This is a genomic window from Streptomyces sp. 3214.6, from assembly GCF_900129855.1.
Lineage (GTDB): Bacteria > Actinomycetota > Actinomycetes > Streptomycetales > Streptomycetaceae > Streptomyces > Streptomyces soliscabiei.
Window position 1 is genome coordinate 1,933,194 of record NZ_LT670819.1, and the last position, 19,521, is coordinate 1,952,714.

General features: G+C 72.7%; 23 protein-coding genes and 2 pseudogenes. 10 read left to right on the forward strand and 15 right to left on the reverse strand.

All coding sequences use genetic code 11. From position 1 onward, the window contains the following. Positions 1 to 45: 45 nt before the first annotated feature. Positions 46 to 456, reverse strand: a complete 411-nt coding sequence (locus B5557_RS08665) for a hypothetical protein (protein WP_079658562.1) — start codon at positions 454 to 456, stop codon at positions 46 to 48. 84 nt (positions 457 to 540) lie between these two features. Here B5557_RS08665 and B5557_RS08670 point away from each other — a divergent pair, with 84 nt between their 5' ends. Both B5557_RS08670 and B5557_RS08675 read left to right on the forward strand, forming a co-directional pair. Then, positions 541 to 1,314 (forward strand): MBL fold metallo-hydrolase, encoded by a 774-nt coding sequence (locus tag B5557_RS08670; protein ID WP_079658563.1) that lies wholly within the window; start codon positions 541 to 543, stop codon positions 1,312 to 1,314. Further along, entirely contained in the window at positions 1,311 to 1,943 is a 633-nt protein-coding gene (locus B5557_RS08675) for a DedA family protein (RefSeq protein ID WP_079658564.1), read from the forward strand. Before B5557_RS08670 ends, B5557_RS08675 begins: the two co-directional genes overlap by 4 nt. 45 nt (positions 1,944 to 1,988) lie before the next feature. Here the strand turns inward: B5557_RS08675 and B5557_RS08680 are convergent, their stop codons facing one another. The 4 genes from B5557_RS08680 to B5557_RS08695 form a co-directional block, all read right to left on the reverse strand. Then, positions 1,989 to 3,059 carry an MBL fold metallo-hydrolase gene (locus B5557_RS08680; protein ID WP_079664667.1) on the reverse strand — a complete coding sequence of 357 codons (1,071 nt, stop codon included), beginning with the start codon at positions 3,057 to 3,059 and terminating at the stop codon, positions 1,989 to 1,991. Next, positions 3,056 to 4,303 carry an aminotransferase class I/II-fold pyridoxal phosphate-dependent enzyme gene (locus B5557_RS08685; protein ID WP_079658565.1) on the reverse strand — a complete coding sequence of 416 codons (1,248 nt, stop codon included), beginning with the start codon at positions 4,301 to 4,303 and terminating at the stop codon, positions 3,056 to 3,058. The genes B5557_RS08680 and B5557_RS08685 overlap by 4 nt, the downstream gene beginning before the upstream one ends. 264 nt (positions 4,304 to 4,567) lie before the next feature. Further along, complete coding sequence (locus tag B5557_RS08690; protein ID WP_079658566.1) at positions 4,568 to 5,332, reverse strand: hypothetical protein; 765 nt, start codon at positions 5,330 to 5,332, stop codon at positions 4,568 to 4,570. 230 nt (positions 5,333 to 5,562) lie between these two features. Next, the gene (locus B5557_RS08695) at positions 5,563 to 6,357 is read right to left on the reverse strand and encodes an RNA polymerase sigma factor SigF (protein WP_079658567.1); all 795 of its coding nucleotides are present in this window, start codon (positions 6,355 to 6,357) and stop codon (positions 5,563 to 5,565) included. Between the two features lie 294 nt (positions 6,358 to 6,651). On the opposite strand from B5557_RS08695, the gene B5557_RS08700 reads away from it, so the two are divergent. The 5 genes and pseudogenes from B5557_RS08700 to B5557_RS08720 all read left to right on the forward strand — a co-directional run. Next, positions 6,652 to 8,445 carry a thiamine pyrophosphate-requiring protein gene (locus B5557_RS08700; RefSeq protein ID WP_079658568.1) on the forward strand — a complete coding sequence of 598 codons (1,794 nt, stop codon included), beginning with the start codon at positions 6,652 to 6,654 and terminating at the stop codon, positions 8,443 to 8,445. Between the two features lie 122 nt (positions 8,446 to 8,567). Beyond that, a complete protein-coding gene (locus B5557_RS08705; protein WP_079658569.1) occupies positions 8,568 to 8,948 on the forward strand; it encodes a DUF2795 domain-containing protein in 381 nt (126 codons plus the stop codon). A gap of 93 nt (positions 8,949 to 9,041) precedes the next feature. Next, positions 9,042 to 9,308 (forward strand): annotated as a pseudogene (locus B5557_RS46200) (diguanylate cyclase); the annotation flags it as partial. Between the two features lie 131 nt (positions 9,309 to 9,439). Further along, entirely contained in the window at positions 9,440 to 9,982 is a 543-nt protein-coding gene (locus B5557_RS08715) for a type 1 glutamine amidotransferase domain-containing protein (RefSeq protein WP_079658570.1), read from the forward strand. 143 nt (positions 9,983 to 10,125) lie between these two features. Then, positions 10,126 to 10,461, forward strand: a pseudogene (locus B5557_RS08720) (DJ-1/PfpI family protein); the annotation flags it as partial. A 37-nt stretch (positions 10,462 to 10,498) separates the two neighbouring features. On the opposite strand, the gene B5557_RS08725 reads toward B5557_RS08720, so the two are convergent. Beyond that, positions 10,499 to 10,849 (reverse strand): DUF6158 family protein, encoded by a 351-nt coding sequence (locus B5557_RS08725; RefSeq protein ID WP_079658571.1) that lies wholly within the window; start codon positions 10,847 to 10,849, stop codon positions 10,499 to 10,501. A gap of 66 nt (positions 10,850 to 10,915) precedes the next feature. Here B5557_RS08725 and B5557_RS08730 point away from each other — a divergent pair, with 66 nt between their 5' ends. Next, entirely contained in the window at positions 10,916 to 12,025 is a 1,110-nt protein-coding gene (locus tag B5557_RS08730; protein ID WP_079658572.1) for a baeRF2 domain-containing protein, read from the forward strand. A gap of 34 nt (positions 12,026 to 12,059) precedes the next feature. Here B5557_RS08730 and B5557_RS08735 read toward each other — a convergent pair whose 3' ends face one another. Next, positions 12,060 to 13,679: an ABC-F family ATP-binding cassette domain-containing protein gene (locus B5557_RS08735; protein WP_079658573.1), complete on the reverse strand. Its 1,620-nt coding sequence runs from the start codon at positions 13,677 to 13,679 to the stop codon at positions 12,060 to 12,062. A 98-nt stretch (positions 13,680 to 13,777) separates the two neighbouring features. After that, positions 13,778 to 14,437 (reverse strand): histidine phosphatase family protein, encoded by a 660-nt coding sequence (locus B5557_RS08740; RefSeq protein WP_079658574.1) that lies wholly within the window; start codon positions 14,435 to 14,437, stop codon positions 13,778 to 13,780. A 260-nt stretch (positions 14,438 to 14,697) separates the two neighbouring features. Between B5557_RS08740 and B5557_RS08745 the strand changes: the two genes are divergently transcribed. Both B5557_RS08745 and B5557_RS08750 read left to right on the forward strand, forming a co-directional pair. Then, complete coding sequence (locus B5557_RS08745; RefSeq protein WP_079658575.1) at positions 14,698 to 15,519, forward strand: class I SAM-dependent methyltransferase; 822 nt, start codon at positions 14,698 to 14,700, stop codon at positions 15,517 to 15,519. 42 nt (positions 15,520 to 15,561) lie between these two features. Further along, positions 15,562 to 15,732 carry a hydrophobic protein gene (locus B5557_RS08750; protein ID WP_079658576.1) on the forward strand — a complete coding sequence of 57 codons (171 nt, stop codon included), beginning with the start codon at positions 15,562 to 15,564 and terminating at the stop codon, positions 15,730 to 15,732. A gap of 24 nt (positions 15,733 to 15,756) precedes the next feature. Here B5557_RS08750 and B5557_RS08755 read toward each other — a convergent pair whose 3' ends face one another. From B5557_RS08755 to B5557_RS08785, 7 genes are read right to left on the reverse strand one after another with little or no spacing between them, the layout of a single operon-like run. Further along, a complete protein-coding gene (locus B5557_RS08755; protein ID WP_079658577.1) occupies positions 15,757 to 16,041 on the reverse strand; it encodes a gas vesicle protein K in 285 nt (94 codons plus the stop codon). Further along, complete coding sequence (locus tag B5557_RS08760) at positions 16,038 to 16,226, reverse strand: gas vesicle protein (protein ID WP_079658578.1); 189 nt, start codon at positions 16,224 to 16,226, stop codon at positions 16,038 to 16,040. Before B5557_RS08760 ends, B5557_RS08755 begins: the two co-directional genes overlap by 4 nt. Continuing rightward, entirely contained in the window at positions 16,223 to 17,029 is an 807-nt protein-coding gene (locus B5557_RS08765; protein ID WP_079658579.1) for a GvpL/GvpF family gas vesicle protein, read from the reverse strand. Before B5557_RS08765 ends, B5557_RS08760 begins: the two co-directional genes overlap by 4 nt. After that, the gene (locus B5557_RS08770; RefSeq protein WP_079658580.1) at positions 17,026 to 17,397 is read right to left on the reverse strand and encodes a gas vesicle protein; all 372 of its coding nucleotides are present in this window, start codon (positions 17,395 to 17,397) and stop codon (positions 17,026 to 17,028) included. Before B5557_RS08770 ends, B5557_RS08765 begins: the two co-directional genes overlap by 4 nt. After that, positions 17,394 to 18,503: an SRPBCC family protein gene (locus B5557_RS08775; RefSeq protein WP_079658581.1), complete on the reverse strand. Its 1,110-nt coding sequence runs from the start codon at positions 18,501 to 18,503 to the stop codon at positions 17,394 to 17,396. The genes B5557_RS08770 and B5557_RS08775 overlap by 4 nt, the downstream gene beginning before the upstream one ends. Beyond that, positions 18,500 to 19,255, reverse strand: a complete 756-nt coding sequence (locus tag B5557_RS43575) for a DNA primase (RefSeq protein WP_143688153.1) — start codon at positions 19,253 to 19,255, stop codon at positions 18,500 to 18,502. Before B5557_RS43575 ends, B5557_RS08775 begins: the two co-directional genes overlap by 4 nt. Next, complete coding sequence (locus tag B5557_RS08785) at positions 19,252 to 19,515, reverse strand: gas vesicle protein GvpG (protein WP_079658583.1); 264 nt, start codon at positions 19,513 to 19,515, stop codon at positions 19,252 to 19,254. The genes B5557_RS43575 and B5557_RS08785 overlap by 4 nt, the downstream gene beginning before the upstream one ends. Between the last annotated feature and the right edge of the window lie 6 nt (positions 19,516 to 19,521).

The following is a 19,521-nucleotide window of genomic DNA, read 5'->3' on the forward strand; positions in this document are numbered from 1 at the left end:
GTGACAGGCACCCCTGTGAGCACTGGTGCCGTCGCCCCCGGTGGCCTACCGCCCGTCGTAGCCGGCCGTCGGCATCGACAGCCGGCGATGCACGCGGGCCTTCATCTGGGCGTCGTAGGCGGGCTCGGCGCTGCCGACCGTCTCCACACGCACCCCGCGCCGGGCGCATTCCGCGGAGAATTCCTCCACGGAGGACAGCGCGCTCTCCAGCACCCGGCGGCTCGGCGCGACGAACAGGTCGACACCGGGCCGGACCCCGTCCCACAGCACGCAGTGGTCGGCGCGCAGCCCGCGCACCAGCAGCTCGCGGCCGACGACGTATCCGCGTTCCGCGGCCCACCGCGCGCACATCGCGTGCTGGCTGCGGGAGTCCACCAGGAAGGGATCGTCGTCCAGTTCCTCCAGCGGCGTCAGACTCGCGATCGCCGTGACCCGCATGACCCGCATCGGTCCCATGGCGTCCCCCTCACCTCCGGGTTTCGCCGCCGACCCTACTCCTGCCCGTAGGCTTCGGGGGAGTCGCGCGAAGGAGGCAAAGAGGTGCCGGTGGAGATCACCTGGTGGGGTCACGCCACCTGCACGGTCGAGGATTCGGACGTGCGTGTGCTCACCGATCCCCTGTTCGCCCGCCGTCTGGCACATCTGCGTCGCCGCCGGGGCGCACTGCCCCCGCCCGGCGCCCGGCGCGCGGACGTGGTGCTCGTCTCCCACCTGCACGCCGACCATCTGCATCTGCCCTCGCTGGCGCGCCTCGCGCCGGGCACGCGCCTGCTGGTGCCCCAGGGCGCGCCGCGCGCCGTCCCGGGGCTGCGGCGCCTGCGCCACCTGCGGCTGAGCGAGATGGCGCCGGGCGACGAGACGACCGTCGGCCCGGTACGGATACGGGCCGTGCCCGCGCGCCACGACGGGCGGCGGCTGCCGGTCGGCCGGCACCACTCCCCCGCGCTCGGGTACGTCGTCGAGGGCGAGGCCCGGACCTACTTCGCCGGGGACACCGGCCTGTTCGAGGACATGGCCAAGGAAGTCGGGCCGGTCGACGTGGCGTTGCTGCCGGTGGGCGGCTGGGGGCCGTATCTCGGCGAGGGGCATCTGGACGCGGGGCGCGCGGCGGAGGCGCTGGCCCGGCTGGCGCCGCGCAGCGCGGTGCCGGTGCACTACGGGACGTACTGGCCGATCGGCATGGACGCCGTGCGCCCCCATGAATTCCATGCACCCGGCGAGGAGTTCGCGCGGCTCGCGGCGGAGCGTGCGCCGACGGTGGTCGTGCACCGGCTCGGGCACGGGGAGAGCGTGCGCGTGGAGGTCGCACGGTGAGGTGGTGGCTCGCCGCTGCGGCCGTGACGTCCCTGCCGGCGTCGCCCGCGCAGCAGGCCCTCGGCTATCCATCGCTGTTTCTGCTGGTGCTGATCGGGGCGCTGGTGCCGGTGGTGCCGACGGGGGCGCTGGTGAGTTCGGCCGCGGTGGTCGCCTTCCATCAGACGGCGCCCTTCGCGCTGGCCCTGGTGTTCGTGACGGCGTCCCTGGCGGCGTTCTGCGGGGACGCGGCGCTGTACTGGCTGGGGCGGCGCGGGATGCGGTCGAAGAACGGCTCGCGCTGGCTGGAGGCGATCCGCTCGCGGGCTCCGGAGGAGCGGCTGGCGCAGGCGCAGGAGAAGCTCGCCGACCACGGCACGACGGTGCTGGTCCTGTCCCGGCTGGTGCCGGCGGGCCGTATCCCGGTGATGCTGGCCTGTCTGATGGCGAAGTGGCCGCTGCGCCGCTTCGTCCGGGGCAACCTCCCGGCGTGTCTGGCCTGGGCGGTGACCTACCAGCTGATCGGGATCCTCGGCGGTTCGCTGTTCGCCGAGCCCTGGGAGGGCGTGGTCGCCGCGGTCGCGCTGACCGTGGTGGTCGGCGCGGCCCCGAGCGTGTGGCGCCGGGTCAGGGGAACCCGGACCGCCTGATCCGACCGCGGGCGTCGCACGCCCCCCGGGGATATGACACAGGCTCTACGGCGTGCTGCCCAACACCCGGGAGCCTCCCACCGGCAGGTCCCACAGGTTTTCCCGCTCCAGCCCCGCCTTCTCCCAGGCCGCACGCACGCGCGTGAGGGGTTCCAGAACGGGCTCGGCGGAGAGCACGAACGTGGCCCAGTGCATCGGGGCCATGCGCCGCGCGCCGAGGTCCAGGGCGGCGCGGACCGCCTCCTCCGGGTCGCAGTGGACGTCGCTGAGCCACCAGCGGGGATCGTAGGCGCCGATGGGCAGCAGGGCGAGGTCGATACCGGGACAGCGCTGTCCGATGCGGGAGAACCAGTGGCCGTAGCCCGTGTCCCCGGCGAAGTACAGACGCCGGCCGTCGGGGGCGGTGAGCACCCAGCCGCCCCAGAGGGAACGACAGGTGTCGGTGAGGCTGCGCTTGGACCAGTGGTGCGAGGGCACGAAGTCGAAGCGGACGCCGGACAGTTCGGCCGCCTCCCACCAGTCCAGTTCGGTGACGCGGGTGAACCGGCGGCGCAGGAACCAGCGGCCGAGCCCAGCCGGCACGAACACCGGTGTGTCGCGCGGGAGCCGGCGCAGCGTGGGGGCGTCCAGGTGGTCGTAGTGGTTGTGGCTGATGACGACGGCGTCGACGGGCGGCAGCGCCTCCCAGGGCACGCCGACGGGGGTGATGCGGGCCGGGGTGCCGATGATGCGGCGGGACCAGACCGGGTCGGTCAGGATCGTCAGGCCACCCATGCTCACCACCCAACTGGCGTGTCCCGCCCAGGCGACGGCGATCGTGTCGGCGTCCACGCGGGGCAGCGGGGCGGGCTCGAAGGGGAGCCGGGGGATGTCGGCGAGGCCCTCCTTGCCGGGCCGTACGGAACCTTCGCGGGCGAACCGGGCGAGGGCCTTGAGGCCGGGCAGCGGCGAGGTCAGCCGGTGGTGGAAGGTCCGCGGCCACACCCGCCGCTCCCCCAGCGGGCGGGGTGGGGAGAGCGGCGGGACGGGGGGTGCGAACGGGGGCGGGGGGGCCGGGGCGTCGGCGTCCTTGATGGTCACCGTACCGGTGGTGGTCGACTCGGACTGCTGCGTCATCGAGGAGGCTCCCATCGCTGAGCGTCGTCACGGAGATCGTCGAAGACCGACCTCAGGTGCATCAACGCGCGTTGCACGTGTGGCAGTTCCAACGGGGTGAGCGAGGTGAGGCATTGCGTGCGCTGCGCGTGCGTGCCGTCCAGCAGCATGCCCGTGGACAGCCGGACGCGCAGCGCCCCCAGGTCGTCACCGAAGCGGTGGCCGCCCGGTGCGGGCATGCCGAGCCGGGTGGAGAGGAAGTCCTCCAGTTCCTGTGCGTCGCCCACGTCGTGCGCGGCGAGCGCGTCGCGCAACGGGCCGAGGTCGACGTACAGGTGACGGCCGGCCTTCGGCGGCCGGACCAGGGCGCCGGCCGCGACCACGGTGGCGTGCGCGGCGGCGGCCACGCGCGCGTGCAGGCGTACGGCGGCGGCCACGCGTGCGGTGACCGGGGCGGGCTCGGTCAGGGCGTACGCGGCCGCGGCGGCGACCGGTGCGGCCACGCGTGCGTCGAGGGCGGTGAGGACGTCGAGCACGCGCGCGTGCAGGTCGTCGCCGGCGGCCGAGGCGGGGAACCGGGCGACGGCCGCGGGCCAGCCGATGGGCAGCAGCGCGCCGGCGAGGTCGCTGACGACGGTGACCCGCTCGGGCAGCATCTCTGCGGGGCTGACCGGCACCGTCTCGTGCGGGGCGTGCAGTGTGTCGCGCCAGGTCTCGTCGCTGACCAGGTGCAGCCCCTCGGCTGCGGCGGCCTCCACCGCCTCGTGCAGCACCTCGGGCGGCGCGACGGTGGCGGTGGGATCGTCGGCGACGGACAGCACCAGCAGCCGCGGGTCCCCGCCCTCGGCGCGCACCCGGCGCACGGTCTCCAGCAGGGCGTACGGGTCGGGGACGCCCCCGCACTCGGCGGGCGTCGCCACGTGGAAGACGGGCCGGCCCAGCAGTCGCGCGTACGGCGCCCACCAGGCCGCGCAGGGCCGGGGCACCAGGACGTCACCGCCGACCGCGGCGGTCAGCGCGAGCAGCAGGGCGGGGGCGCCGGGTCCGGCGACGCCCCACCCCGGTTCGGCGGGGGCGCCGCGCCGGGCCCAGTAGCCGCGGGCGGCGTCGAGGAGGGCGGGGCCGCCGCCGATCGGCTCGCCGTCGGCGCGGTCGGCGGCGTCGGCGAGCACCGCGGCGAGTTCGGGCAGTACCGGCAGGCCGTCCGGGGGGAGCGGCGGGCCGTAGCGGACGGGTCCGTGGTCCTCCGGTGCCGTCCGCCGCATGGGGTCCTCCGCGCAGTCCGTCCCTGGTGCCGTCCCGGGCGGCGTCCCTGGTGCCTTGTGCCGTTCCCGGCCGCCGGACGTCGTGGGCCGGGAGGTGCGTGGGGTGCGGGACGTCTCGTACGGGGCTCGGCGTTCGTGCGGGGCCGGGCGCTCGTACGAGGCAGCTCGTGCCCCAGTGCTCTGAGTACCCACTGGGCCCGGTGCCCATGGCTGCCCCGCGCGTTGCGCCGGTCACAGCGCGGGCAGGCCGGCTCCGCGGCGGGGTCAGGCGTCCCCCGCGGGGCGCCGGCGGCGCAGCCGGTGCACGGCGGCGCCGAGCGCGCCGGCGATCAGCAGGCCACCGGCGGCGAGCGCGGGGACGGAGTCGGTGAAGGCGCCTCCCTCGCCGGCCTGGACGCCGTGTTCGACGGTCGCGGGCGGGCAGCCGGTCTCGTGGGAGCCGGTGGCGCGCGGCTCCGGCTCGGGCCGGGCGCACGGCGGGGCGGTGCGGCAGGTGTCGGTGCGGGTCGGGGAGACTCCCTGCGGCTGCGCACACGGCCGGCTCGAGGCGCAGGACCCTCCGGGCTCCGTGGTGCACGGCTGTGTCTGTGGATGGGTCTCGTGCGTCTCGCCACGCGCGACGTCCAGGGTCGCGCGCCACGGCTTGCCCGGTGCGCCGGGCGCGGCCGGGCAGGTGCCGTCGACGGTCCAGGGGGCGTCAGGTCCGGCCGCCACCGGGCTCACCTCGAGATCGGCGGCGGGGGCGATCCGGGCGGTGCCCCGGTAGGCAGGCCCGGCCGGCCCGTCGTCGCCGGGGACCTTGCTCAGCCTGACGGTGCCGTCGGCGAAGGCCTTCGAGGTGGCGTCGAGGCTCTCGGGCGCGGCGGCGGTGAGAGGGCCGCAGGTGACGGACACGGTGACGCTGCCGCCCGGGGCGACACTGCCCGGGCTGACCTCCGCCGCCGGGTCCGCGGCCGCGGCCGGAGCGACGGCGACCAGGGCGGCGCCGGCCACGGCGAGGGCGGAGAGGAAGTGGGCGGTGCGACCCATGGAACGGCTCCTTCGGCCGACGGCTGCGGGGCGGGGCGTTGCCGCCCCACAGCCATCACAGCCCGAGGGAACCCGGGGCGCGCGCGGCCGGACGCCATTGGCGGGACGCGAGCCCCCAACCGGGTGACCTCACCGGCCGGGCGCTCCAGGGGGCCCGTGTGTTCCAGGGGCCCGGGTGCTTCAGCGGGCCTGGGTGCTTCAGCGGGCCCGCGATGCTCCAGGGGCTCCCGTCACGCCGCGTCGTTCAGGACCTGTTCGCGCAACCGGTCACAACACCGGTTGATCAGCCGGGACACATGCATCTGCGAGATCCCCAGCTGCTCGGCGATCCTGCTCTGCGTCATGTCGCCGAAGAACCTCATGTACAAGATCGCCCGCTCCCGCTCGGGCAGCGCGGCGAGCCGCAGCCGGACCGCCTCCCGGTCGACGACGGTGTCCAGCGCCGGGTCCGCCGCGCCGAGCGCGTCGCTCAGCGAGTAGCCGTCCTCGCTGCCGGGCAGCTCCGCGTCCAGCGACAGGGTGCTGAAGCTCTCCAGCGCCTCCAGCCCGGTCCGGACGTCCTCCTCGCTCAGCTGCGCCTGCTCGGCGAGCTCGGTGACGGTGGGACGGCGCCCGGAAATCGTCTGGGACAGGTCCTGGCCGGCGAAGCGCACACGGTTGCGCAGGTCCTGCACCCGGCGCGGCACGTGCAGGATCCACATGTGGTCACGGAAGTGCCGCTTGATCTCGCCGGTGACGGTGGGCACGGCGTAACTCTCGAAAGCGTTCCCACGCTCGGGGTCGTACCGGTCGACGGCCTTGACCAGGCCGAGGGCGGCGACCTGGCGCAGGTCCTCGAAGCTCTCGCCGCGGCTGCGGAAGCGTCCGGCCAGGCGGTCCGCCATGGGCAGCCAGGCCTCGACGATCTCCCCGCGGAGTGCGTCGCGCCGGGGTCCCGGGGGCAGGGTGGCGAGCCTGCGGAAGGCGTCAGCGGTGTCGGGGGCGTCGTCGTGCGGGTGGTGCTTCGCGTTCGCTCGGTTCGGCATGGGACGTAGCAACTCCCTTGCGAGTGCTCTGGGTTGGCCGGTAACCGTGGAAGCGCGGCGACAGCCCGACCGGGCCTGCCGGGGCCTGCGAAGTCGCGGCCTCTCACGGACGTGCCTCCGGTCCGAAGCACTGTGGCTGCGCCTGCCCCCGCTCCTCGCCCCCAAACACCCGCCCAGGTTTCCCGACGCCCGCCGGGGTCACCCGTAGCGGATCGGTCGTCGCGGGTCGGGCTCGTGGGTCGGGCTCCTCGCTGCCGTCGAGCCTCTTTCTTCCGGCCCAGGAAGGTCCCTGCCATGCGCCCCAAGGTCTCCGACCACGTCCTGCGACGACTGCGCGAGTGGGGCGTCGAGCATGTCTTCGGGTATCCCGGGGACGGCATCGCCGCTCTGCTCGCCGCCTGGGACCGCGCCGGGGACGAGCCGCGTTTCGTGCGGGCGCGGCACGAGGAGACGGCCGCGCTCCAGGCGGTCGGCTACGCCAAGTTCAGCGGTCGGCTGGGGGTGTGCGCGGCGACCTCGGGGCCGGGCGCGATCCATCTCCTCAACGGCCTGTACGACGCGAAGCTGGACCACGTCCCGGTGCTCGCGATCGTCGGCCGGACGAACCGGAGCGCGATGGGCGGCTCCTACCAGCAGGAGGTGGACCCGCACACACTGTTGCAGGACGTCGCCTCGGAGTTCGCGGTGACGGTGACGGTCCCCGAGCAGTTGCCGAACGTCCTGGACCGGGCGATCCGCACCGCGTACGCCCGCCGCTGCCCGACCGCGGTCATCATCCCCGGCGACGTGCAGGAGCTCGAACACACCGCCCCCGCCGAGGAGTTCAATATGTTCCCCGCCGGCCGGGACCGCAGCGACTGGACGGCGATCCCGTCGCAGGAGTCCCTGGAGCGGGCCGCCGAGATCCTCAACTCCGGCGACAAGGTGGCGATCCTGGCCGGTCAGGGCGCGGCCGGGGCCCGCGCCGAGGTCGAGCGGATCGCCGAAGTGCTCGGCGCGGGCGTGGCCAAGGCACTCCTCGGCAAGGACGTCCTGAGCGACGAACTCCCTTACGTCACCGGCTCGATCGGCCTTCACGGCACCCGCCCCTCCCACGAGCTGATGCGCGACTGCGACACCCTGCTGACGATCGGCTCGTCCTTCCCGTACACGCGGTTCCTGCCGGACTTCGGCTCGGCGCGGGGCGTGCAGATCGACATCGATCCGCACATGATCGGGATGCGCTACCCGTACGAGGTGAACCTCGTCGGCGACGCGAAGGAGACCCTGCGCCGGCTGATCCCGATGATCCGGGGCGAGGAACGCGGCCGCGAGTGGTTCGAAACCGTTTGTGACAACGTCCGGTTCTGGGACGAGGTGTTGGAGCGGCGGGCGCGAGTGTCGGCCGACCCGATCAACCCGGAGTACGTGGCCCGCGCCCTGGATCCGTTGCTGCCGCCCGACGCCGTCGTCACCTCGGACTCGGGCTCGGTGGCGAACTGGTACGCCCGCCACCTCACGATGCGGCCGGGTATGCGCGGCTCCCTCTCCGGCACGCTGGCGACGATGGGCTGCGGGGTGCCGTACGCGATCGGCGCGAAGTTCGCCCACCCGGACCGGCCGGCGATCGCGCTGGTCGGCGACGGTGCGATGCAGATGAACGGGCTCGCGGAGCTGGTCACCGCGGCGACGTACCGGGACCGCTGGCAGGATCCGCGCCTGGTGGTCGCGGTGTGGAACAACCAGGACCTCAACCAGGTGACCTGGGAGATGCGCGCCGAGGGCGCCCCGTCCTTCGTGCCCTCGCAGCGGCTGCCGGACGTGCCGTACGCGGCCTTCGCGCGTTCCCTGGGGCTGACCGGGGTGCGCGTCGAGAAGCCGGAGGACGTGGTGGCGGGCCGGCGGACGGCCCTGGCGGCGGACGGCCCGGCGGTCGTCGAGTTCCTCACCGACCCGGCCGTGCCTCCGATCCCGCCGCACGCCACCTGGGAGCAGCTGGAGGCCACGGCCGCGTCGATCCTCAGGGGCGACGCCGACGGCGGCTCCATGATCCGGCAGGGCGTCAAGGCGAAGGCGCAGGACTTTCTGCCGGGGCGGGAGATCAGGTAGTCAGCCCGCGCAGTCGGCCGGAGCACCGCAACTCTTTCCTCTCCTGCGACCCGGACCCGTGTCGGCTCCCCGTCCTCGGGTACGCGGGGTCCACCGGCAAAGATCTGGAGGGAGCGACAGACATGCAGCGAGGCAGTGACCGGCTGAGCGTGCACCGGGACGACGAGATGAAGCACGAACTGCAGGGCCTGCTGAGGTCCGGACATCCCACGCGGACCGAGGAGTGGCACGACCCGGAGCCGTCCGCCGAGGACGACCCCGAGGTATGGGGCGGACCGGTGGTGCCGGGCAACTCCCGGGCGTCGCTGGCGACGGTACGGCTGGAGCTCGCCCGGATCCTGGGCCGCAGCTCCTTCCCGGCGGGGCCGGGAGCGCTGGCGGTGGGTCTGAGCCGCAAGAACGCGCCCGACGCACTCGTGGAGGCGGTGCGGCGGCTGCCGCACCGGGACCGCTACGTCAATGTTCAGGAGCTGGCAGAAGCACTGGTCGGGGGCGGCGGCTGATGGGGGGTCGGGGCCTGGCCGCCGGGATCGCCGCCACAGGCTCCACCGTGGACGTCGGGGAGGCGACCACCCGCTATCTGCTGTACGGCCTAGGTCAAGCCCGTCGAGCAGCACATCCACAGCTTTCTGGAGGCGCTGCCGTTCGGAGCGCTGTCCGCCCTGATGTGCCTGCACGCCGACCAGGTGAAGTGCCTGCTGCGGGGCGGCGGGGGCGATGCGCACGCGTGGCGGCTGGTGCCGCGCAGGCGCCCGCTCTCGCCCGTCTATCTCGCGGGCATCGCCGCGGCGGTCGGCACCTGCGTGGCCCTGCCGTACGGCGAGGAGCTGCTGCGCTGTGTGCGCGCGGCCCGGGCCAGGAAACACGCGGGCCCGGACGGAGAAACACGCGGGCGGGGCGAAGAAGCAACGGAAACAGCGGGCCGGGGTCCGACTCGGCCCACCAGCAGGCCGTGTGACGACCGCGAAAGACACGGAAAGGACGTTGAACCCTCATGCGCATCGCGTTTCTGACGGCGCCCGAAGGCGTCGAGCAGGTTGAGCTCACCGAGCCCTGGCAGGCGGCGGTGGACGCGGGCCACGAACCCGTCCTGGTGTCGACCGAGTCCGGCGAGATCCAGGCGTTCCATCATCTCGACAAGGCCGACACGTTCATGGTGGACGAGGTGGTCGGCGAGGTGCCCGCGGAGTCGTTCGGCGGGCTGGTCCTGCCGGGCGGCGTCGCGAACCCCGATTTTCTGCGCACCGACGACCGGGCCGTGGCGTTCGTCAAGGAGTTCTTCGAGCAGGGCCGCCCGGTCGCCGCGATCTGCCACGCCCCGTGGACCCTCGTCGAGGCGGACGTCGTACGGGGCCGGGTGCTGACCTCGTGGCCGAGCCTGCGGACGGACATCCGCAACGCAGGCGGGTCTTGGGTCGACGAGCAGGTGAACATCTGCGACCACGGCCCGAACAAGCTCGTCACCAGCCGCAAGCCGGATGATCTGAAGGCGTTCTGCGAGGCGTATCTGGACGTGTTCGCCAAGGAGGCGAGCTGATGGACGCCACCCCGTTCCCGGACGACCGCAAGCAGGAGCAGCGGGAGGCCTTCCGGGCCGAGGACCCGGCCGGCGGTCCCCTCACCACCGACCAGGGCGTGGCGGTCGACCACACCGACGACTCGCTCGCGGCGGGTGAGCGTGGTCCGACCGTCGCCTCCGTCCTGTACGACGCCGTCCTGCTGCCCGGCGGCCCCACGGGCACTCCGGCGATCACGGCCGACCCGGACGCCATGCGCTTCATACGGGACGCCTACCGGCACGGCAAGCCGGTCGGGGCCCTCGGCTCCGGCGTGGGCGTGCTGTCGGGGCTGCATCTGGAGGGGGTGCGGCTGTCCACCGAGTTCCACCGGGTGGTGGCCGACCAGGGCGTGGTCACGGACACCTCGCCGGGCACCGCGAGCCCGGAGTTCGTACGGGAGTTCGTGACCGCGATCGCGGCCCACCGGCACTGGAACCGACCGCCGGTGAGCTACTGATCGTCCACAGGCGACTCCGCAGGCGGCTCCGGAAGGCTCAGGCCCGGCCGGGGCCGCCCGCCGTTCCCGGGCCCCACTTGCCGGCCGGAGTGCCCGCGGGGGTGTCCTGCGTGGCCGTCCGGCCGCCGTCCGCCCCGGCGGCCCGCTCCCTGGCGCCCTCGCGGGTGCGGCCCGGGGAGACGAAGCGGCGTGGGTTGCGGCGCAGGTACTCGCCCTCCAGCTGGGCCATGCGGTCGTTATGGGCGCGCAGGGCGCCGTTCGAGCCGTACAGCAGGGTGTCGTGGCGCGTGCGGTGGATCGTCTCCAGCTCTTTCATCAGCTGCTGGTCGTCCAGCCGGTCCGGGTCGACTCCGGTCATGGTGGTGCCCCGCTCGTCGTGTTCGTCCATACGGTTCGGGTACCCGCCCGGGAAGCACTGCCAGCACTACCCCCGAGCGGCATCCGGGAGGGAGCCATGGATCTCGCGTTTCTGCATCCACTGTACGAACATTCCGGCCCCTGGGCCTCCGTGTACGTGGACACCTCCCGTCACACGGAGAACACGCCTCACGAACGTCACCTCACGGCCGCCGCGATGGCCCGTGAGCTGGCGCGGCAGGGCGCCGACGACGCCACCTGCCAGGCCGTCGAGCAGGCGATCGAAGGGCTGAGCCACTCCTCCGAGCCCCACGGGCGGGCCCTGTTCGCCCGGGCCGGTGAGGTCGCCCTCGATCCGGCGCTGGCCGCCCGGCCCCCGCAGGGCGACCAGGCGCAGTGGGCGCCGCTGCCGCGGGTCGCGCCACTGCTGGAGCTGGCCGACCAGGACCCGGTGTGCGTGGTGGCGTACATCGACCGCAAGGGCGCGGACTTCGAGCTGCGCACCCCGTTGGCCCGCGAGAAGGTGGACACGGTCTCCGGCCGGCAGTATCCCGTCCACCACACGTCGACGGCCGACTGGTCCGAGCGGCACTTCCAGCTCAAGGTCGAGAACACCTGGGAGCACAACGCGGCGGAGATCGCGGACGCGCTCAGCGTCTGCCAGGAGGAGACCCGCGCCGATCTGCTGGTGCTCGTCGGCGACGACCGGGAGCGGCGGGCCGTGCACGAGCGGCTGCCGCAGCGGCTGCAGGACCGGGTGGCCGAGATGGGGCACGGTGCCAGCAGCCGGCTGCTGGACAAGGACGTGGAGGCGGCCCGGGCCGAGCATGTGCGCGGCCGCGCCGAGGCCGAACTGGAACGTTTCCTCGCTGCCCGCACCCCGGACGAAGCGGGGCACGCCGGGGCGGTGGAGGGCGTGCCGGCGCTGGTCGAGGCGGCCCGTGAGCACCGTATCGACGAGCTGCTGATCCGGCTGGACGGCCCCGACGCCCACCGCGAGGTGTGGATCGGCGAGGACCCGGACCAGCTGGCGGTGCGCCGTACGGAGCTGAAGACGCTCGGCGAGCAGCAATCCTGGGCCGCGCGGGCGGACGACGCGCTGATCCGCTCGGCGGTCGCCACTGACGCGAACGTACTCGTCGTACCGCCCGAGGCGTCCGAGGAGCCGCCGGTGGGGGGACTCGGCGCGCTGCTGCGCTGGAAGTAGCCCTGCGCCGAAGCGGCCCGACGTCGAAGCGGTCCTACCGCGCCCGCTCCACGCGCCGTTCGTCCCACACCGGCTCCGGTGTCTCCCGGACCCGGCCGTCGCTGCCGAAGACCAGGTAGCGGTCGAAGGAGCGGGCGAACCAGCGGTCGTGGGTGACGGCGAGGACCGTGCCCTCGAAGGCCTCCAGGCCCTCCTGGAGGGCTTCGGCGGACTCCAGGTCGAGGTTGTCGGTCGGCTCGTCGAGAAGCAGGGCCGTGACGCCCTCCAGTTCGAGCAGCAGGATCTGGAACCGGGCCTGCTGGCCGCCGGAGAGCCGGTCGAAGTTCTGTTCGGCCTGCTGGGTCAGTTCGTAGCGGCGCAGCCGGGACATCGCCGCGCCCCGGTCCTGGGAGTGTTCCTTCCACAGGATGTCCAGGAGGGTGCGGCCCAGGAGCTCGGGGTGGGCGTGGGTCTGGGCGAAGTGCCCGGGCACCACGCGCGCGCCGAGCTTCCACTCCCCCGTGTGCGCCACGGTGTCGCCGGCCAGCAGGCGCAGGAAGTGCGACTTGCCCGAGCCGTTGGAGCCGAGGACGGCGACCCGCTCGCCGTAGAAGACCTCCAGGTCGAAGGGTTTCATCAGGCCGGTGAGCTCAAGTCCCTTGCAGGTGACTGCCCTTACCCCGGTACGGCCGCCCTTGAGCCGCATCGTGATGTCCTGCTCGCGCGGCGGCTCGGGCGGCGGTCCCGCCTCCTCGAACTTGCGCAGCCGGGTCTGGGCGGCCTGGTAGCGGGAGGACAACTCATGGCTGATGGAGGCGGCCTGACGGAGGTTCAGGACAAGCTTCTTCAGCTGCGCGTGCTTCTCGTCCCAGCGACGGCGCAACTCCTCGAAGCGGGCGAAGCGTTCACGACGGGCCTCGTGGTACGTGGCGAAGCCGCCGCCGTGCACCCAGGCGTCGGCGCCCGCCGGACCGGGCTCCACGGAGACGATCTTCTCGGCGGCGCGGGAGAGGAGTTCGCGGTCGTGGGAGACGAACAGGACCGTCTTACGGGTCTCCTTCAGCCGCTCCTCCAGCCACCGCTTTCCGGGTACGTCGAGGTAGTTGTCGGGCTCGTCGAGCAGCAGCACCTCGTCGGTGCCGCGCAGCAGCGCCTCCAGCACGAGCCGCTTCTGCTCGCCGCCGGAGAGGGTGCGCACCAGGCGGAACTGGGCCTTGTCGTAGGGGACGCCGAGCGCGGCCGTGGTGCACATGTCCCACAGCGTCTCGGCCTCGTACCCGCGCACCTCCGCCCAGTCGGCCAGGGCCTGCGCGTACTGGAGCTGGGCGGCCTCGTCGTCGACGGTCATGATCGCGTGCTCGGCCTTGTCGACGGCCCCCGCGACCTCCTGGATGCGGGGCGGGGCGACGGAGACCAGCAGGTCGCGTACGGTCGTCTCGTCGCGTACGGAGCCCACGAACTGGCGCATGACCCCCAGGCCGCCGGTGACGGTGACGGTCCCGCCGTGCGGTTTCAGCTCCCCCGAGATCAGCCGCAGCAGGGTCGTCTTGCCGGCGCCGTTGGGTCCGACCAGGGCCACCACGGCCCCTTCACCGACCCGGAAGGACACGTCGCCGAGCAACGCCCTCCCGTCGGGGAGGTAGTACTCGAGGTGCGCGGCTTCCAGGTGTCCCATGGTGAGGCATTCTGCGGGGCGCCCGCGGGATGCGGCAAACCGTTATGGGCGCGGGCCGGACAACGCGCGGGCCCGTACGCGGGTCGCCGCCCCGCACGTCAGCCGTCGGCGTCCTCCACCGGCCGGCCCGCCGGTCCGGCCTCGCCTGCGGGCACCACGGTCGCGCCCGCCCAGGACAGGGCCTTCCAGCCGTCGGCCGGGGAGCCCTCCAGGACGACCGTGCCGGTGTTGGCGAGGCGGTGGGCCGCGGCAAAGCCGACGTCGACGTTGTGGGCGCGGGCGGCCGACCAGGTGCGGATCGCGGCGCCGTGGCTGACCAGGGCGACGGCCCCGGCGCCGCTCGCCGCGGCCTCGGCGACCACGGCGTCGTACCGGGCGAGGAACTCGGCGCCGCTCTCCCCGCCGGGCATGCGCAGGTCCACGTCCCCGGCCGCCCAGGCGAACGCCGTGCGCATGTAGAGCTCGCCCTGTTCGGAGTCGCCGGGGAGCATCTCCAGGTCGCCCGCGGAGATCTCCCGGAGCCCGTCGCGGACGAGGACGTCGAGGCCGCGCGCGGCGGCCAGCGGGGCGGCCGTGAGCCGGGTGCGCACGAGGGTGGAGACGTAGAGGGCCTCGATGTCCTCACCGGCGAGGGCCTGCGGCAGGGCGGCGGCCTGCCGTCGGCCGAGTTCGGTGAGGCCGGGGCCGGGCACGGCGGTGTCGAGTAGGTAGTCCACGTTCGTGGGGGTCTGGCCGTGGCGGATGAGCAGCAGTCGCATGCAGTGACCCTCCGGTGGCGAAGCTGCGGTCGAAGCCGCCCCCGCCCGGGAGACGGCCGCTTCAGCGTACCCGGAGCCCATGGGTCCGGATATCGGCCCCACCGTCTTGGCACCGAGGGCCCGTTCCACCTCGCCCCACGCCTGCTGACACACCGTCAGTCCGTATACCGAAACGATCAGTCTCACCATGCGGCCGTCGGCGTACGGTGAAGACACCGGGGACGCGGTTCGGTCCCGGTCCGTCGAGAAGGGGTAGAGCCATGCCGAAAGCACAGGAGACCGCCGTCTACACGCACGGACACCACGAGTCGGTGCTGCGGTCGCACACCTGGCGGACCGCCGCCAACTCCGCGGCCTACCTGCTCGGTTCGCTGAAGCCGCACATGAAGATCCTGGACATCGGCTGCGGACCGGGCACCATCACCGCCGACCTGGCCGCCCTGGTCCCCGAAGGGCACGTCACCGGCGTCGACCACGCGCCGGCCATCCTGGAGCAGGCGCGGGCCACGGCCGACGAGCGGGGTCTGACCAACATCGACTTTGCGGTCGCCGACGTGCACGCCCTGGAGTACCCCGACGACACGTTCTGCGTCGTCCACGCCCACCAGGTGCTCCAGCACGTGGGCGACCCCGTACAGGCGCTGCGCGAGATGCTGCGGGTGACGAAGCCGGGCGGGTACGTCGCGGTCCGCGACTCGGACTACGCGGCGATGACCTGGTACCCCGCCTCGCCCGGCATGGACGACTGGCTGGACCTGTACCGCCGGGTGGCGCGGGCCAACGGCGGCGAGCCGGACGCCGGGCGCCGGCTGAAGTCCTGGGCGCTGGCCGCCGGGGCCACCGACCTCACGGCCACCTCAGCCACCTGGACCTTCAGCACCCCCGAGGAGCGGGCCTGGTGGAGCGGTCTGTGGGCCGACCGCACCGTGGCCTCGGCGTACGCGGAACGCGCCACGCAGGGCGCTCACGCCACGCGGGAGCAACTGCGCGCCGTCTCGGCGGCCTGGCGTGAGTGGGGGCAGCACGAGGACGCCTGGTTCAGTGTCCTGCACGGAGAGATTCTGTGCCGAAAGAGCGCCTAAATCCTGGATTCCGGGAAACCCGGAATCCAGGAGGTTCACACTATGGTTCCCATCTTGCTGGTACTGCTCCTGGTACTGATTCTTTTCGGTGCCGGATTCGCAGTGAAATTGCTGTGGTGGATCGCGATCGCGGTTCTCGTCGTCTGGCTGCTGGGATTCCTCTTCCGCGGGACCTCAGCGGCGGGAGGCAGGGGACGCTGGTACAGGTGGTGAGCTGATCCGGGGCTTTTCGAAGCGTCATTCCCGGGGAAGCAGCGGTCCGAGCGGCCCGAGGTCCAGATTAAGGTCCTCGGGCCGCAATCCGTAGCGGTCGCGCAGCTCGGCCATGCGGTCGTCGAGCAGCATCAGGGTGAGCCCGATGCGCTCCTCCTGCTCCTCGCTCAGATCACCCGTGTCGAAGCGGCGCAGCGCCTGCCGTTCCATCAGCTGGCGCAGCAGTTCCACCACGGTCAGGACGAGTTTCACCAGGTCACGCTCGACGGTGTCGGGCTCGAGGTCGAGACGCCTGCGTCGGTCGGTCACAGCAGCTCCCCCCACGGCGAAGGAACTTGTTCGTTCACCGAGCTGATCAGCGCGTTCAGGTCGATGCGGACGAGATCGACGTCCGCGATGCGCAGGGTGATGTCCCCCGTGACGACGACCCCGCCGGCCAGCAGCCGGTCGAGCAGGTCGACGAGGGCGACCTCACGGCGCTCCACGACGGTCATGTCCCCTCCCCCGGCCGCCCCGCCCCGGACTCCCCAGCCGGCTCCGCATCCCCCGCGGACTCCACAAAGGAATAGGCGGCCCACGGTCCGGTGAGTTCCACCCGCATTCCGGATTCCTCGCCCTTGGTGCGATCCACGATTTCCACGAATTCCTCGGATTCGGCGCGCGGCACGAGATAGGCGGCGTTCAGCACATTCGGTCCCGAGACCTTCGACAGGGCGGGATTCTGCGGCGGATGGAGCCGGGCGTCGTCCGCGTGCGCGGACAGGGTCGCGTGCAGGCGTCCGGCGAATCGCTCGGCACGCTGCCAGGTGTCCTCGTGCGCCCGGGCCCTCGTACGCCGCTGCATCAGGTAGTCGCGGCCCGAGGCGGGCTTGGCCGTCGTGGGCTCGGCCTCCCGCACCTGAGACTCGACGTACACCTTCACGCCCCACTCGACCCGTCCGGCGAGCCGCTCCAGGGTGCGCCGGAAGTCGTCCTCGCGCTCCTCCATCATCACGCGGACGCCGCTGTCGTCCCGGAACACGGTGGCAAGCCGGAGCGGCAGCGGCGTGGTGACGGCGGTGAGGGCGTCGATCACCTGCTGGTGGGCGCGGGCGGTCTCGGTGAGCCAGTCCAGGTCCTCCAGATGGCGACGGAGCGGCTCCTCCGCGAAGTCCCGCTCCGGCACATGGCTGACCACGGCGATCAGACCGTGGTGAGTGAGCAGTCTGGGCGGATCGCCCGCCACGCCCGACAGATCGGCCTGGAGCGGCGCGCCGAGGGGACGGCACACGGCATACACGTAGCGCAGTCCGGTCACCGGGACTCCTTTCGGACGTTCCTACGGGCGCTCTCCGGCGCCTCCTCCCGGGCGCGGTCCAGCTCCAGTTCCTCCAGCCGCGCCAGTCGCTCCCGCAACTCGGCGTTCTCCCGGGCGAGTTCGTTGCGCCGGGCGCCGGAGGACAGGGCCGGGTCGTCCTCCCACCAGTCGATGCCCATCTCCTTCGCCTTGTCGACGGAGGCGACGATGAGGCGGAGCTTGACGGTGAGCAGCTCGATGTCGAGCAGGTTGATCCGGATGTCGCCGGCGATCACGATGCCCTTGTCGAGCACGCGTTCCAGAATGTCGGCGAGGTTGGCCCCGCCGCCCTGTCCGTACGGCTCCGGAAGCCGGCTCGGCATGCTCATCGCCGGCTCCTGCCCTCGTCGTACTGCTCCTCGTCCTCGGGCTCCTCCTCGTCGTACTCCTCGTACTCGTCCTCGGCCTCCTGCGGCCCGCCGCCCTCGTTCTGCGCGGGCTCCTCGTCCTCGTCGTACTCCTCGTCCTCGTCGTCGGTTTCGTCGGTCTCGTCCTCGGCGTACGGGGCGTCCTCGTCGTACTCCTCATCGTCCTCCCGGTCCTCTTCCTCGGCGACCGCGTCCTCGTGGGAGGTGACGACCTCGCCGTCGCGGATCTCGCCGCGCCAGCTGTCCTGCGCCTCCCCCTTGATGGTGATGAAGCGGGCGAAGTTCTTCAGGTCGAGGCGGGCGCGGCGGCCCTGGGCACGCCAGATGTTGCCGGTCTTCTCGAACAGGCCCGTCGGGTAGTACTCGATGACCAGCAGGATCCGGGTGAGGTTGTCGGCGAGCTCGTGGAAGGAGACGACGCCCTTCGTGGTGCCCTTGGCGCCCTCCGACGTCCAGGCGATCCGGTCGTCCGGCACCTGTTCGGTGGTCTTCGCCTTCCAGCTGCGGTTGGACCAGAAGACCTTCGCCTTCCAGTCGCTGGTGGTGTCGTCGGCGCGGTTGGCGCTCTTGACGCCCTTGGCGAAGGTGCTGAAGTCCTGGTACTGCGTCCACTGGTCGTAGGCGGTGCGCAGCGGCACGCCGACGTCGATCGTCTCCATGATCACGGTCGGCTTCTTGCCCGTGCTCTTCTTGCCCTTGCCGCCGCCGAGGTTCTTCAGGGCGCCGGTCACCGTGTCCTTGGCCCGCGAGGCGCCGAGCTCCAGGGCGCCGCGGACCGGTCCCTTGCCCTCAGCGATCTTCCGGCCGCCTTCCAGGGCGAGTTTGGCGAACCCGGGGCTGTTGCCCTCGGCGATGTCGTTGAGCTTGCTCGTGGTCTCGCCGAGCTTGTGGCCGACTCCGACCAGCAGGCGTTGGGCCTGGGCGGCGAGATAGTCCTGCACCTCCTCCTTGAGCCGGTCGGCGGCCTCGCTGTGGGCCAGCTCCGACAAGGGGTTGCCGCCGGCCGCCTTGCCCGCGCCGGCGGCCGCGGACGTCGCGGACCTGGCGGATCCCAGGGTCTCGGTCATCGGTCATCGCCTCCCTTCGACCGCCGGGCCCGGGAAGCAGACCCCGAGGCGCGTCCCGAAGAGCTCCTGGACGCGGTCCTCGCCGCCGACTTCCCGGCCGACGCGGTCTTCTTCGCGGCCGTCTTGCGGGCCGGAGCCTTGCGGGCGGCCCCCTTCTTCGCGGGAGCCTTCTTCGCCGGGGCCTTGCGGGCGGTCTTCTTCGCCGGCGCCTTCTTCGCCGCCCGCTTCCTCGGCGGCGCCTCTTCGGCCCGGCCCTCCGCCTCGTCCTCCTCGTCCGCCTCGTCGGAGTCCTCGGAATCCGAGTCCTCGGAGTCCTGGGCCTCCTCATAGTCCTCGGAGTCCTCGGAGTCCTCGGAGTCCCGCGGCTCCTCGTTGTCGTCGTACTCCTCGTCCTCCTCGTCCGTCTCCCGCTCGTCGCTCGACGCGCCGGGCAGGACGCCCGCGAGCTGGTCACGCACCTCGGAGGTGCGACCGTGCAGGCGCTCGGAGAGGGCCTGCATCTGCCGCTCGACCATGGCGCCGGAGGCCGCCTTGCCGACACCGCGCAGGTCCTCGCGCAGCTGGTCCCCGATCTCCTTGAACTGCGGGTTGTCCCGCAGTTGCCGGGAGGCCAGGTCGGCGAGCGCGCGCGGCGTCAGGTTCAGGCGCTTGCCGGCCACCAGCGAGCCCACGGCGAAGGCCAGTTTCATCTTCTTGGTACGTCCGAGGACGTACCCGGCCCCGACCGCGAGGCCCATTCCCACTCGGTTCATCCTGCCCACCCGTCGTCCGTTCCCGCGCTCCTGCGCGTCGCGATCTCCAGCCGGTCGAGAAGCTCGTCCTCCTGCCGGGAGAACTCCTCCTCGGTGATCTCGCCGGCCTCCAACCGCTCCTCCAGCCGGGCGAGTTCGGTCCGGACCGTGGCCGGGTCGTAGTAGATCCGCTCGGCTTCCTGGAGCACCTGTCTGATCACCCAGCCGCTGCCGCGCACGGGGGCGAACGGCAGCAGAAGCACCTCTGAGATGAGTCCCATCACGCA